The 12,184-nt window shown below is 64.9% G+C and carries 14 protein-coding genes, 1 pseudogene and 1 riboswitch; of the genes and pseudogenes, 12 read left to right on the top strand and 3 right to left on the bottom strand.

What is annotated here, in order from left to right; genetic code table 11:
* Window positions 1-23 precede the first annotated feature (23 nt).
* A pseudogene (locus ACEN9O_RS28340) lies at window positions 24-317 on the top strand (diguanylate cyclase domain-containing protein); the annotation flags it as partial.
* A gap of 17 nt (window positions 318-334) precedes the next feature.
* Here the strand turns inward: ACEN9O_RS28340 and ACEN9O_RS28335 are convergent.
* Window positions 335-1,000: a substrate-binding periplasmic protein gene (locus tag ACEN9O_RS28335; protein WP_495618551.1), complete on the bottom strand. Its 666-nt coding sequence runs from the start codon at window positions 998-1,000 to the stop codon at window positions 335-337.
* A gap of 220 nt (window positions 1,001-1,220) precedes the next feature.
* Here ACEN9O_RS28335 and ACEN9O_RS28330 point away from each other — a divergent pair, with 220 nt between their 5' ends.
* Complete coding sequence (locus ACEN9O_RS28330) at window positions 1,221-1,682, top strand: cache domain-containing protein (protein WP_495615126.1); 462 nt, start codon at window positions 1,221-1,223, stop codon at window positions 1,680-1,682.
* A gap of 25 nt (window positions 1,683-1,707) precedes the next feature.
* On the opposite strand, the gene ACEN9O_RS28325 is transcribed toward ACEN9O_RS28330, so the two are convergent.
* Window positions 1,708-2,448, bottom strand: a complete 741-nt coding sequence (locus tag ACEN9O_RS28325; protein WP_495615125.1) for a GntR family transcriptional regulator — start codon at window positions 2,446-2,448, stop codon at window positions 1,708-1,710.
* Window positions 2,449-2,573: 125 nt separating this feature from the next.
* Here ACEN9O_RS28325 and ACEN9O_RS28320 point away from each other — a divergent pair, with 125 nt between their 5' ends.
* Window positions 2,574-3,872 (top strand): MFS transporter, encoded by a 1,299-nt coding sequence (locus ACEN9O_RS28320; RefSeq protein WP_495615124.1) that lies wholly within the window; start codon window positions 2,574-2,576, stop codon window positions 3,870-3,872.
* Window positions 3,869-4,792: an amidohydrolase family protein gene (locus tag ACEN9O_RS28315; RefSeq protein ID WP_495615123.1), complete on the top strand. Its 924-nt coding sequence runs from the start codon at window positions 3,869-3,871 to the stop codon at window positions 4,790-4,792. Before ACEN9O_RS28320 ends, ACEN9O_RS28315 begins: the two co-directional genes overlap by 4 nt.
* A 127-nt stretch (window positions 4,793-4,919) precedes the next feature.
* On the opposite strand, the gene cobA is transcribed toward ACEN9O_RS28315, so the two are convergent.
* Window positions 4,920-5,639 carry a uroporphyrinogen-III C-methyltransferase gene (gene cobA, locus ACEN9O_RS28310; protein ID WP_495615122.1) on the bottom strand — a complete coding sequence of 240 codons (720 nt, stop codon included), beginning with the start codon at window positions 5,637-5,639 and terminating at the stop codon, window positions 4,920-4,922.
* An 82-nt stretch (window positions 5,640-5,721) separates the two neighbouring features.
* Window positions 5,722-5,914, top strand: a riboswitch (cobalamin riboswitch).
* Between the two features lie 114 nt (window positions 5,915-6,028).
* Here cobA and ACEN9O_RS28305 point away from each other — a divergent pair.
* Genes ACEN9O_RS28305 through ACEN9O_RS28270 form a run of 8 tightly spaced genes read left to right on the top strand, consistent with a single transcriptional unit; the run spans window position 6,029 to window position 12,182 of the window.
* Window positions 6,029-6,712, top strand: a complete 684-nt coding sequence (locus tag ACEN9O_RS28305) for an energy-coupling factor ABC transporter permease (protein ID WP_495615121.1) — start codon at window positions 6,029-6,031, stop codon at window positions 6,710-6,712.
* Complete coding sequence (locus ACEN9O_RS28300; protein WP_495615120.1) at window positions 6,709-7,056, top strand: energy-coupling factor ABC transporter substrate-binding protein; 348 nt, start codon at window positions 6,709-6,711, stop codon at window positions 7,054-7,056. The genes ACEN9O_RS28305 and ACEN9O_RS28300 overlap by 4 nt, the downstream gene beginning before the upstream one ends.
* Entirely contained in the window at window positions 7,046-7,780 is a 735-nt protein-coding gene (cbiQ, locus tag ACEN9O_RS28295; RefSeq protein ID WP_495615119.1) for a cobalt ECF transporter T component CbiQ, read from the top strand. Before ACEN9O_RS28300 ends, cbiQ begins: the two co-directional genes overlap by 11 nt.
* 8 nt (window positions 7,781-7,788) lie before the next feature.
* Complete coding sequence (locus ACEN9O_RS28290) at window positions 7,789-8,646, top strand: energy-coupling factor ABC transporter ATP-binding protein (RefSeq protein WP_495615118.1); 858 nt, start codon at window positions 7,789-7,791, stop codon at window positions 8,644-8,646.
* Window positions 8,643-9,428, top strand: coding sequence for a precorrin-4 C(11)-methyltransferase (gene cobM / locus ACEN9O_RS28285; protein ID WP_495615117.1), 786 nt, complete (start codon window positions 8,643-8,645; stop codon window positions 9,426-9,428). The genes ACEN9O_RS28290 and cobM overlap by 4 nt, the downstream gene beginning before the upstream one ends.
* Entirely contained in the window at window positions 9,425-10,321 is an 897-nt protein-coding gene (locus ACEN9O_RS28280; RefSeq protein WP_495615116.1) for a sirohydrochlorin chelatase, read from the top strand. Before cobM ends, ACEN9O_RS28280 begins: the two co-directional genes overlap by 4 nt.
* Window positions 10,318-10,995, top strand: a complete 678-nt coding sequence (locus ACEN9O_RS28275) for a precorrin-8X methylmutase (protein WP_495615115.1) — start codon at window positions 10,318-10,320, stop codon at window positions 10,993-10,995. Before ACEN9O_RS28280 ends, ACEN9O_RS28275 begins: the two co-directional genes overlap by 4 nt.
* Window positions 10,992-12,182, top strand: coding sequence for a cobalt-precorrin-5B (C(1))-methyltransferase (locus ACEN9O_RS28270; protein ID WP_495615114.1), 1,191 nt, complete (start codon window positions 10,992-10,994; stop codon window positions 12,180-12,182). The genes ACEN9O_RS28275 and ACEN9O_RS28270 overlap by 4 nt, the downstream gene beginning before the upstream one ends.
* The last annotated feature ends 2 nt before the right edge of the window (window positions 12,183-12,184 follow it).

The following is a 12,184-nucleotide window of genomic DNA, read 5'->3' as shown; positions in this document are numbered from 1 at the left end:
CTGGCGCAACGGGGGGCGGTCCCATGATCGAGGATGAAATCGCCTTCGACCTGCATCAGGGCTGGCCTGCCATGGTGCGCTCGCGCGTGCTGAACCGGGGCAGCCGTCGCATGGTGAGCATTGCGCGCGGCATCACTCGCTTACGGGCTTACCAGGTCCAACTGACATTTCATGCCAACCACGACGCGCTGACCGGCCTGCCGAACAGGCTTCATTTTCGCAGCCACCTGGCCCGGGCAATCGCTCGGGCCGAACGCGCGGGCGGCAGCGTCGGCTTGCTGATGCTGGATCTGGACAATTTTCGTGATATCAACGAGACCCTGGGCCACTGGCGCTATTCCACGTCGAGACCATACTTCTTGGCGATGTGCGCCAACTCGCCAGATTTACGCAGTTGCTGTAGTTCACTGTTGAAATCGGCTACGACAGCGGGCTCCAGTCTTTTTGAAAAGCCGATACGGAACACCTGCTTTTCGGCGATCAACACCGGAACGGTCGGGATGTCCAGCGCCGCCGCGACAGACGCCAGCATGATCTCGGTGCCGAAGATGACGCCCTTCTCGCCATAGCGTCCGGCACGCAGCTTTTGTACGGAGGTGACAATATCGGTTTCGGCGATCACCCTGATCTTGGGTATCCGGCTGGCCTTGTCTTGCAGCATGCGCAGCGTCGTTGAGCCACGCACCGCCGCCACGGTGTAGCCCTCCAGATCGCTTTCGTTGCGCACTGGACTGGCCCCGGGATTACCGACGAACGCCACCCTGGCCACTACGATGGAGGCGCTAAACGTCAGGAATGACGAGCGCTCGTCGTTGTATAGCAGGCCGAGCACGGCGTCGACGCGGCCCGTCCGGCTTTCCGTCAACGCCCTAAGCAGGGGCACGCTGTTGAACGAACAGCGATGTCCAAGCCGCACGCAGATGGTACGAGTAATCTCAACCATTGCTCCGTCATAAGATCCCGCCACCGTTGAATTGAACGGTGGAGACTCCTGTCCCACAAATTTCAAGTCCCTGGCCTCAGAATCGAGACACAAAACTGATATTGTAAAGATAATTATTCTCAGCACTGCGCGCCTCCGCTGACGATCAGTATAGTCGATGCACTGGCACCATTAGACGCCTTTGCCGTTCTTGAATTGTATTCCTCGCCTGATTGATGCAAACTGCCTTTATGGCACCAGGACCGGGCGTCGGATTTTTCAATTAATGGAGAAGAAAATGAAGAAATTTGTGCAATTGATCGTGTTCGTTATGGGTTTCGGAATGGTGCAACTTGCATTCTCTGCCAATGAACACGGCACTCCGGAGGAAGCTCAGTCCTTGGTCAAGACATTCATTAGCTTTATGAAAGAGCACGGCAAGGAGCAAGCCTTGGCTGAAGTGAATACCCGAAAGGGGCGGTTCGTCGATCGGGATTTGTACATTACGGTATTCGACATGACAGGGAAAAACCTCGCGCATGGTGCAAATCCCAAACTTGTTGGCAAATCGCTGGCGGAATTAAGGGATGTGAACGGCAAATTCTACATGCGCGAACGCCTTGATCTGCTGAAGACGAAAGACAGCGGCTGGAGTAACTATACCTGGCCCAATCCCGTTACGAAGGCGTTAGAAGAGAAAACAACGTACTTTGAAAAATACGAGGATGTTTTTGTAAATTGCGGCGCTTACAAGAGATAGCCTGCTCAATTCGCGGCAGGTTTTCCTAACGAATCTCAATTTGGTAGCGGAAGCCTTCCGCAGGTCCGCGCGAGCGGCGCCATTCCAGCGGGCGTCGGTCGTAGCCGAGCGCCAGCCGCTCGATCACCACCACCGGTTTCCCGGGTTGGATGCCCATCAGCTCGGCATCGTGGTTGCCAGCCGAATCTACCGTCAAGGTCTCTTCGGCCGACGCAATCACTTTACCGCACAGCGTTTCGTAAAGCGGGTACAGCAAATCCGGAAAATCGGCCGGCGCGATCTTCATCAGCGCCGCAAACTCTATCTGCGGTAGCCAGATTTCCTCCAGCAGCACCGGCTTGTCATCAACCAGGCGCAAGCGGTCGAGGCGGATGGCTTGTGCTTTTTTTTGCAGGTCCAGCGCTGCGGCCACGGCAGCCGGCGGCGCTGTCAGGGTGCGTTTCAGGATGCGGCTGCGCGGTACTTGGTGCTGCTCGCCGCGCATCTGATGGCGGAAGAAACGGAATAGCGAGGCGTCGAAACTAGGGCGGCGGATAAAGGTGCCGCGGCCTTGGCTGCGTTCCAGCATGCCGTCAGCCACCAGCGTGTCGATCGCCTTGCGCAAGGTGCCGATGGCCACGCCGTAGTGCTTGGTCAACTCGATTTCCGTGGGGATCGCCACGCTGGTCGGCCACTCGCCGCTGGAGATCCTGGCTAGCATGTCGTCGTGCACGCGCTGATACAGCGGCAGACGGTCATCGGCGGCGAGGAGGGTCGATTTTTTCATTGATGTATAGGACTATAGAACTGGATGTGTAGCACTTTAGCCGGATATCGTGCGCCAGTCCATTGGTGCTGGTTGACATCGTCCGACATGCGGACTACTATTCATACAAACATATATATGTTTATATGAATAGAACCGAGGAGATGGCAATGTTTAACTGGTATCGGCAAGTGTCGGCGCAGGAGCGCAAGACGTTTTGGGCTTGTTTCAGCGGCTGGGGACTGGATGCGCTGGATGTGCAGATGTTCACCCTGGCTATCCCGGCGCTGATCGCCGCGTTCAGCCTCGACAAGACGCAGGCGGGCATGATCAGCGGCGCCACGCTGGTCGCCTCGGCGCTGGGCGGCTGGATCACCGGGGCCATTTCGGACCGTCTCGGCCGGGTACGTACCCTGCAACTGACCATCCTGTGGTTCTCGGTCTTCACCTTCCTGTGCTCCTTTGCCCAGACCTTCCCGCAACTGATCGTGCTGAAGGCGCTGCAGGGCTTCGGCTTCGGCGGAGAGTGGGCGGCCGGTGCGGTACTGATGGCGGAAACGGTGCGTAGCGAGCATCGCGGCAAGGCCATGGGTACGGTGCAAAGCGCGTGGGCGGTGGGTTGGGGAGCGGCGGTGATCCTCTACACCGTGCTGTTCTCCTGGCTGACGCCGGATATGGCATGGCGTGTGATGTTCATGCTCGGCCTGCTGCCTGCGCTGTTGGTGGTGTATGTGCGCCGCTCGATCAAGGAGCCGGCCAAGGCCTTGGCGGCGGTGGCGCCGGTAGCGGACAAGGTGCCCCTGATCGGTATTTTCTCGCCTAAACTGTTGAAGATCACGGTGATCGGCAGCCTGCTCGGCATGGGCGCGCACGGCGGCTACTACGCGCTGATGACCTGGCTACCAACTTATCTGAAGACCGAACGCCATCTGTCGGTGCTTGGTACCGGGGGCTACCTGGCAGTGATCATCGTTGCGTTCTGGATGGGCTGCATCGCCAGCGCGCAACTGCTGGACCGCATCGGACGGCGCCGCAATGTCGCGCTGTTCGCGGTCTGCTCCACCATCACCGTGTTGATCTACCTGCTGGTCCCGCTCGGCAATATGGCGATGCTGTTCCTTGGCTTCCCGCTGGGCTTCTTCGCGGCCGGTATCCCGGCCAGTCTGGGCGCGTTGTTCAACGAACTGTACCCGGCACCGATACGCGGCGCCGGCGTCGGCTTCTGCTATAACTTCGGTCGCATTGCCTCGGCTGGTTTTCCGGTGCTGGTTGGCTATATGAGCAAGTCCATGCCGCTGGGGGCGGCGATCGGCATCGACGCCGCCATCGCCTACGGCGTGGTGGTGCTGACTGTGCTGATGCTACCCGAGACCATGGGCAAGCAGATGGATGGGGAGGCGAGCAAGCCGTCCGCCCGCGCAACGAAGGCTGGGGTGGCGCCGTGATAACGCGCCGCGATTTCAACGTGAGCTTGATGAGCCTCTCTGCTGGGATGGCGCTTGCATCGCTGTCCGGATGCGCTACTACCCCAAGAACACAAAGATCCGACTCCATGATTGCTATTGATTGCCACGCCCATGTATTCCTGCACAGCTTACCGATGCCGGATCCGCGCCGCGCTCCTGCCGGCTACGACGCCACACCGGAAGTCTATCTGCGCACCTTGGATGCCAATCAGATGACCCACGGGGTACTGGTGCAGCCCAGCTTTTTGGGGCTGGACAACAGCTACATGCTGGACGTGTTGCGGGCCCATCCGGCCCGGCTTCGCGGCATCGCCGTGGTGGCGCCAGGCGTAACGGCGCGGCAGCTGGATGAAATGCAGCAGGCGGGGGTGGTTGGCATCCGGCTGAACCTGATCGGCCTGCCCACGCCGGACTTTGACAGCCCCGGCTGGCGCGCGCTGCTGGAGCAGATACGCCAGCGCGATTGGCAGGTCGAGGTGCACCAGGTGGCGGCGGGTTTGAGGTCGGTGCTGGAACCGCTGCTGGCGGCCGGTGTCAATGTGGTGGTTGATCACTTCGGTCGTCCCGACGCGACACTGGGCGTGGATGATCCGGGCTTTCATTACCTGCTTTCGCTGGGGGCGTCGCGCCAGGTGTGGGTCAAGCTTTCAGCTGCCTATCGTAACGGCCCGGCCGGCCGCGGCGAGGCGACCGCGCTAGCCGCGATGCCTCTGTTGCAGCGGCATTTCGGCGTTGAGCGCTTGCTGTGGGGAAGCGACTGGCCACATACCTTGTTTGAAAGCACGGTGCGGTACGGGGCACAAAGGCGGCAACTGGAACAATTGCTACCGTTAAAGAGCGAGCGCAGCGTGGTACTGCACGATACGCCAGCAAAGCTATTCCATTTCACCGACATATAAGCGATGCGGAGCATCAGAAAAGAGAAGCATCTGATGACAGCACGGCCATCGCATAATCCGGCGACAGTGGCGCGCCCACAGGAATGCCAGGACAGGCTGGAGCGACTGGGGCGCGGATTTTTTCAATTCAACTTGTCTGGTGCACGCGCTGTTGCAGCGCCTCGCCGATCATGACCAGCACCGGCCCGTGCGCCACCTCCAGCCCGTCGGCCAGGTCCGACAGCGTCAGGCGCAGAATACGTTGGTCGGCCCGGCTACAATTTTCCACCACCACCACCGGCAGATCCAGCCGGCGGCCCTCGGCCAGCAGGCGGGTGGCGGTGGCGATGGCTTCGCGGCCGCCCATGTATTGCACCAACGTGTCGGTTGCCGGCAGTGCCGGGTGCGCCGGTTCGTCGGGCGCGGTGCTGGAGGTGAAGAAGGCTACGCTGCGGGCCACGCCGCGCCGTGTCAGCGGCTGCTTGGTGGTTGCGGCCGCGGCCAGCGCGGTGGTGACACCCGGCACGACCTCGACGTCGATGCCCTCGGCTTCCAGCGCGCGCAACTCCTCGTCGGCGCGGCCGAACAGCATCGGGTCGCCGCCCTTGAGCCGCACCACCGTCCGGTGGCGCTGGGCCGATTCAACCAACTGCTGGTTGATCAGCTCCTGCGCGGTTGAGCGCTGGCCGGAGCGCTTGCCGACGGAGATCAGCTGCGCCTGCGGGCACAGGGCCAGCATCTCCGGCGTGACCAGCGCGTCGTACAGCACCACGTCGGCCTGCGCCAGCAGGCGGGCGCCGCGCACCGTAATCAGGTCGGCCGCGCCCGGCCCCGCTCCGATCAAATAAACTTTTCCCAGCACTGTCATGGCATTTCCTTGAAGAGGTTCCAGCGCGCATGATACCGGCTGCCGCACGATTTGGGTTTTGCTTGGTATGTTTGGCATGTTGATGTAATATGCAACATTGGGTGCGCCAAACCCCCTGCGGGAATGGCGTTAAACGGGAAGCCGGTGAAATTCCGGCGCAGCCCCCGCTGCTGTAAGCCAGACGACTCCGTCATCACGTCACTGCCGTAACACGCGGGAAGACACGGAGAAGGATGAAGGCGAGCCAGAATACCGGCCCAAAAAATCCAGCACCATTCTCCGGGGTAAAGGGAAGCCGCTGTCGACCGGCTTTCCGTCCGCGCTCCTGTCGACCGTCCTCTCTCGCTTCTGTCTGGTGTCCATATAGACCATTCGACGGGAGATCTCGAATGCACATCATGGAAGGCTTTTTGCCGCCGGCGCACGCGCTTGGCTGGGCAGCCGTTTCCTTACCTTTTCTGGCCTGGGGCTTGCGCTCCGTCGGCCGCGACCTGCAGGCACATCCCGAGCGGCGCATGCTGCTGGGCGTGGCCGCCGCGTTCGCGTTCCTGCTGTCGGCGCTCAAGCTGCCGTCGGTGACGGGCAGTTGTTCGCACCCCACCGGCGTCGGGCTGGGCGCCGCGCTGTTCGGCCCGGCCGCGATGGTGCCGGTGGGTTTTGTCGTGCTCTTGTTCCAGGCGCTGCTGATGGCGCATGGCGGCTTGACCACGCTGGGCGCGAACGTGTTCTCGATGGCGATCGTCGGGCCGTTCGTCTCCTATGGCGTGCTGCGCGCCGTGGCCGCGCTGGGCCTGTCGCGCTCCGTGGCGGTGTTCCTGGCCGCCAGCCTCGGCGACCTGGCGACCTATATGACCACCTCGGCGCAACTGGCGCTGGCGTTTCCTGCAGCCGCAGGCGGCTTTGGCGTGTCGTTCTTCAAGTTCGCCGGCATCTTCGCGCTGACGCAGGTGCCGATCGCCATCAGCGAAGGTTTGCTGACGGTGCTGGTGGTGAACGCCATGGTGCGCTTCAACGCCCACGAGCTGCGTGCGCTGCCGGTGATGCGCCTGGGCGCTCGGAAGGAGGGCGCATGAGGGCCCGTACCTGCTTGCTATGGCTGGCCATTGTTTTGCTGACGGTGCTGCCGCTGTGGCTGGCGAGCGCGCCGCCGGCGGCGCCCGGCGCCGACGCGCCCGCGCTCTTTGCCGGCGCCGACGACCGTGCACAGCGGGCCATCGGCGACATCGCGCCCGGCTATCAGCCGTGGTTCGCGCCGGTCTTCGCGCCGGCCAGCCCGGAGATCGCCTCGCTGCTGTTCGCGCTGCAGGCGGCTATCGGTGCCGGCGTGATCGGCTTCTGGCTCGGCCTGTCCGTTTCCCGCGAACGCGCGCGCCGGCAGGCTGCGGCCGTGCCGTCCCGGGATCATCGTGCTGATTGAATCGTCCGCGTATGCGAGCCGCTGGCGCGATGTGGCGCCGTCGGCCAAGGCCTTGTTTGCGCTGGCCGGCATCGTCGCGGCCTGGCTCGCGCGCGGTCCCGCCGCGCTGGGCGTACTGGCGGCGTTGCCGATGCTGGCCGCGCTGCTCGGTGCGCGCGTGAACCCGCGCGCCTACCTGCAAGTTGCGCTGCCGCCGCTCGGCTTCCTGCTGCTCTCCTGCCTGACCATGCTCGTCGGCCCAGACGCTCGTGGCGACTGGGGCTACACCAGCGCCATGCTGCCCACGGTCGAACATACGGCGCTGCGCTCGCTCGCCATGCTGGCCGCGCTGCTGGGCCTCGTGCTGACCACGCCGCTGCCGGACCTGCTCCACCTGTTGCGGCGCCTGCGCACGCCCGAATTGCTGCTCGACCTGATGGTGCTGTGCTACCGCATGCTGTTCGTCATGCGCCAGGCATGGGACGAAAGCATCACCGCGCAGAGCGCGCGCCTCGGCTATCGCAACTGGCGCCAGGCATGGCGTTCCACCGGCCTGCTGGCGGGGCAGATGGCGGTGCAGGTGTGGCAGCGCGCCGCCGCCCTGCAAATGGCCGCCGCCGCACGTGGATACCAGGGCACGCTGCGCTTCCTGCCGACCGCCTATCCGCTGGCCCGGCGTCAGCAGGCGTGGGCCGCGCTGGCCGGCATGCTGATGCTGGCGATCGCCGTGGGGGATCAGCTGTGAACGCGCCGGTGAGCACGTCGCAACTGGAACTGCTGGCCGTCGACCACGTCTACCCGGACGGCAGCACCGGCCTGCGCGACTGCACGCTGGCGCTGCAGCGCGGCCGCCGTTACGCCCTGCTGGGTGCCAACGGCGCCGGCAAAACCACCGTGCTGCTGCACCTGAACGGCCTGCTGCGCCCGACCGCCGGCACGCTGCGCGTCGACGGCCAGCCCTTCGACTACAGCCGCCGCGGAATGACCGCGCTGCGCAGCCGCGTAGGCCTGGTGTTCCAGAACCCGGACCGTCAGCTGTTCTCCGCGCTGGTCGAGGAAGACGTCTCCTTCGGCCCCTTGAACCTTGGCCTGCAGCCGGACGAAGTGCGCGTGCGCGTGGCTGCGGCGCTGGACGCCGTCGGCCTGCGCGGTCATGCGCGCCGCGCCGTGCACCAACTGAGCTTCGGCCAGAAAAAGCGCGTCTGCATCGCCGGCGTGCTGGCGATGGAGCCGGAGGTGCTGCTGCTGGACGAACCCATGGCCGGTCTCGACGCCCCCATGCAAACCGAATTGACAGCACTGCTGGACCGCCTCGCGACGCACGGCGTGACGGTGCTGCTGTCGACCCACGATATCGACTTCGCGCTGGGCTGGGCCGACGACATCCACGTGATGGCGGCCGGCCGCTGCATCGCCTCCGGCCCCGCGCAGCAACTGGCGGCGCGGACCGACATGCTGCACGCCGCCGGCCAGCGTCCGCCGGCCGCGCTGGCGCTGCACGCGGAACTGGTCGCCCTCGGCGTGCTGCCGGAAGGCCCGGCGCCACGCAGCGTCGACACGCTGCTGGAGGCGCTGCGCGCACTTAAACAATCAGGAGTAAGTACTGCATGACCAACTTCGGAAAAATATGGTTTGTCGGCGCCGGCCCCGGCGACCCGGAGCTCATCACCGTCAAAGGCCAGAAACTGCTGTCGCAAGCGGGCGCGGTGCTGTTCGCCGGCTCGCTGGTCGACCGCGCCGTGACGCTGTACGCGCCGCCCGGCTGCGCCATTCGCGACTCCAAGGACATGACGCTGGAAGAGATGACCGCATGGCTGATCGACCAGGCGCGCAGCCACGCCACGGTGGTGCGCCTGCAGACCGGCGATCCCGCCCTGTATGGCGCGCTGATCGAGCTGGCGCGCCCGTTGAGCGATGCCGGCATCGAATGGTCGGTGGTGCCGGGCGTCTCGTCCGCCATGGCCTCGATGGCGGCGGCCGGCGAATCCATGACGCTGCCGGAGGTGACGCAAACCGTGATCCTCACGCGCGTCGAGGGCCGCACGCCGATGCCCGACGGCGAAGACCTCGCCAGCCTGGCTGCGCACCGCAGCACGATCTGCATCTTCCTGTCGATCACCCTGATGCACAAGGTGGAGACCGCACTGCGCGCCGCCGGCTGGGCCGAGGACGCGCCGATGCTGGTGGTGCACAAGGCCAGTTGGCCGGGCGAACAGAAAATTGTGCGCGGCACGCTGGCCGACATCAAGCAGCGCTGCCGGGAGGCCGGTATCGCAAGCCAGGCGATGATCGTCGCCAGCCCCACATTGGGCGCGCTGCACTGGGAAACCCTGGCGCGCTCCAAATTGTATGACCCAACCTTCACCCATCGTTTCAGAAAGGCGAGCGCATGAACCCAGTACCCCACGAGACGATCCTGATTGTCGGCCATGGTTCCCGCGAGGACTCCGGCAACCAGGAGATACGCGAATTCACGGAGCAATGGCGCGCGCGCCGTCCGGGCTGGCGCATCGAGTTGTGCTTCATCGAATTTGCGCCGCCCGAAATGAACGCAGCCTTGCTGGGCGTCGCGCGCAGCTCGCGCCGCGTGCTGGTGGTGCCGCTGATCCTGAACGCGGCCGGCCACGTCAAGATGGAGATTCCGGAAGCGATCGAGCAGGTGCGCGCGGCCTGTCCGCAGACCGAGATCGTGCTGGCGCCGCACTTGACCGCTTGCGACCCTGTCCTGGCGATCCTGAAGCGCCGCCTGCGCAAGGGCATGAACGCGCTGGACATGCCCGATCCAACCACCACCGGCGTGGTGGTGCTGGGGCGCGGTTCGTCCGATCGCGGCGCCAACGGCGAAATGGCCAAGATGGCGCGCTGGCTGCTGGAGGAGGGCGACCACGAACTGGTCGACCTGGCGTTCACCGGCATCACCTGGCCGCGCCTTGAGAAGGTGGTGCAGCGCCAGGTTATGCTGGGCATGCGTCAGGTCGTGGTGCTGCCGTACTACCTGTACACCGGCACGCTGATGCAGCGCATACACCGTCAGGTGGAGCACCTGCGCGGCCAGTATCCGCAGGTGCGTTTTGTCTGCGGCGAGCATTTCGGCTTTGAGACGGAAATCTTCGAGCTGATGGACCAGCGCGTGGAAGACCTGCGCGCCGGCGTGCCCGATAGCCGCCTGCCTTGCGATGGCTGCAGCTATCGCGAGATCGCGCACGACCTGGGCCACGGCCATACGCACGCGCACACCCACCCGCACGAACACGAACATGTCCACCATGAGGTCCAGCCGGCATGAGCACCGTGAACACCGTTACCGAACAGTTGACGCGTGCCGGCCAGGTCATTGAGCACGACAGCTTCGCCATCATCGACGCCGAAGTCGGCGCGCACGCCTACACCCAGGCCCAATGGCCCATCGTACGCCGCATGATCCACGCCAACGCCGACTTCGACTTCAATGGCCAGACCGACTTCCACGTGGACGCCGTGGAAGCAGGCGTCGCCGCCATGCTGGCCAGCGGCACGCCGGTGGTGGCGGATGTCGAGATGATCTGCTCCGGCCTGTCGCAACCGCGCCTGCGCCACTTCGGCATGAAGACCCACCAGTTCATCAGCGACGCCGACGTCATTGAAACGGCCAAGACCGAAGACACCACGCGCGCCGTGCAGGCGATGCGCAAGGCGCACCGCCTAGGCTTGCTGAATCGGGCCATCGTCGGTATCGGCAACGCACCCACCGCCTTGATCGAACTAGTACGCCTGATCCGAGAGGAGGGCGCACGTCCCGCATTGGTGGTCGGCATGCCGGTTGGTTTCGTCTCCGCCGCCGAGTCCAAGGACTTGATGGCAGGGCTGGACGAAGTGCCGTGGATCGTCATCCGCGGCCGCAAAGGCGGTTCGACGCTGGTGGTGGCGGCGCTGCATGCGCTGCTGTCGCTGGCGGAAGCGCGTCAAAAGGTCCAGGCATGAAGGAAAAAGCGGCTGCCGAACGCGGCACCCGTACCGGCTTCACCACCGGCGCCTGTGCCGCCGCCGCCGCCCGCGCGGCGGTGCTGGGCCTGGCCCACGGCCGGGTGCCGGAGGAAATCGAAAGCCTGCTGCCCAACGGCAGCCGGGTGCGTTTCGCTATTCACGACGGCCGCTGCGAAGCGGACCGCGCGCACGCCATGGTCATCAAGTTCGCCGGCGACGACCCTGACTGCACCGACGGCGCCCACATGACGGTCGACCTGCGCCGGCTGCGCGGCCAGGCGGGTGTCGTCGCCTACGTGGCGGGCGACGGCGTCGGCACGGTGACCATGAAAGGCCTGGGCCTGGAGGTGGGCGGGCCGGCCATCAACCCGGTACCGCGCCGTAACATCGCCGATAACCTGCGCGAGGCCGCGCCTGCGCTGCTGGCCGAAGACGGCATCGAAGTGACCATCAGCGTGCCGGACGGCCAGGTGATGGCGAAGAAGACCACCAACGCCCGCCTTGGTGTCCTGGGCGGCATCAGCATTCTAGGCACGACCGGCATCGTCAAGCCGTATTCGACGGCCGCCTGGCGAGCCAGCGTGGTGCAGGGCGTGCAGGTGGCTGCCACCGCCGGCTACGACATGGTCGCGCTGACCACCGGCGGCCGCAGCGAAACCTTCGCGATGACCACGCTGCGCGCCGAGCGCGCCGAGCTGCCGTCCGCCTGCTTCGTGCAGATGGGCGACTTCTTGCGCTACGCCCTCGACGAGGTGGTGGCACAAGGTATCGGCCTGGTGGTGCTGGCGCTGATGGTCGGCAAGCTGACCAAGATCGCGCAGGGCGAGACCATCACCCACGCCAATCGCAGCGAAGTCGATACCGACCTGGTGGCCGACATCGCCCGCCGCATCGGCGCCACGCCGGAGGACTGCGCCGCCATGGCGGCCGCCGAAACCGCGCGCTTCGGCGCCGAGCTGATGGTCGAACGCGGCCTCGGTGACGCCTTCCATACCGCGCTGGCGCAAGCCGCCATCGATACCCTCACCGCGCCCGATCGTTACGGCCGCGCCTTCCAGCTGCGCGTGCTGGTGTGCGACTTCAGCGGCGTACAAGTGGCCGACGTCTGGTCGGCCCCGGCCGAACGCCACGAACGTCCGGCCAGCGCCGGCCGCACCGGCATCGACCATTTACCGGAATCCTGACT

The sequence above is a fragment of the Duganella sp. Dugasp78 genome (genome assembly GCF_059491455.1).
Note: the sequence above shows the minus strand (reverse complement) of the source record. Positions and strands in the feature narration are given on the sequence as shown.

Excerpts from the sequence above, each read along its gene's own strand:
- ACEN9O_RS28330 (WP_495615126.1), top strand. The coding sequence starts at position 1,221 with ATGAAGAAATTTGTGCAATTGATCGTGTTCGTTATGGGTTTCGGAATG.
- ACEN9O_RS28325 (WP_495615125.1), bottom strand. The coding sequence starts at position 2,448 with ATGAAAAAATCGACCCTCCTCGCCGCCGATGACCGTCTGCCGCTGTAT.
- ACEN9O_RS28320 (WP_495615124.1), top strand. The coding sequence starts at position 2,574 with ATGAATAGAACCGAGGAGATGGCAATGTTTAACTGGTATCGGCAAGTG.
- cobA (WP_495615122.1), bottom strand. The coding sequence starts at position 5,639 with ATGACAGTGCTGGGAAAAGTTTATTTGATCGGAGCGGGGCCGGGCGCG.
- ACEN9O_RS28305 (WP_495615121.1), top strand. The coding sequence starts at position 6,029 with ATGCACATCATGGAAGGCTTTTTGCCGCCGGCGCACGCGCTTGGCTGG.
- ACEN9O_RS28300 (WP_495615120.1), top strand. The coding sequence starts at position 6,709 with ATGAGGGCCCGTACCTGCTTGCTATGGCTGGCCATTGTTTTGCTGACG.
- cobM (WP_495615117.1), top strand. The coding sequence starts at position 8,643 with ATGACCAACTTCGGAAAAATATGGTTTGTCGGCGCCGGCCCCGGCGAC.
- ACEN9O_RS28280 (WP_495615116.1), top strand. The coding sequence starts at position 9,425 with ATGAACCCAGTACCCCACGAGACGATCCTGATTGTCGGCCATGGTTCC.
- ACEN9O_RS28275 (WP_495615115.1), top strand. The coding sequence starts at position 10,318 with ATGAGCACCGTGAACACCGTTACCGAACAGTTGACGCGTGCCGGCCAG.
- ACEN9O_RS28270 (WP_495615114.1), top strand. The coding sequence starts at position 10,992 with ATGAAGGAAAAAGCGGCTGCCGAACGCGGCACCCGTACCGGCTTCACC.